The 255-nt window shown below is 61.2% G+C and carries 1 pseudogene; it reads left to right on the forward strand.

Annotation, left to right across the window (positions count from 1 at the left end):
- Window positions 1-162, forward strand: a pseudogene (locus FNJ47_RS47100) (IS481 family transposase); the annotation flags it as partial.
- Window positions 163-255 lie beyond the last annotated feature (93 nt).

Raw genomic sequence — 255 nt, forward strand, 5'->3', positions numbered from 1 at the left:
CCGCAGGCTTTCCGCGGCGAGCGCCTTGCCATTCGCCCCTCGCCAAACAGTGCGCAATACGGGGTCTTCTTCGCCGCCCACCAAGTCGCTATCATTGACTTGGCGAGCGGAAAAAGTGTCGGCCATGTCCCCGAACACCCGTCGGTCATGTCCCCGGGCTGAACATCAAGCCGGGCGATGACACCGCTTATGCGTGTGGCAATTGAATCGAAGTCTTCACCTTCGTCATGACAAGCGAAGCGGCGCGCCGACCTC

Source organism: Bradyrhizobium uaiense (assembly GCF_010811875.1).
Lineage (GTDB): Bacteria > Pseudomonadota > Alphaproteobacteria > Rhizobiales > Xanthobacteraceae > Bradyrhizobium > Bradyrhizobium uaiense.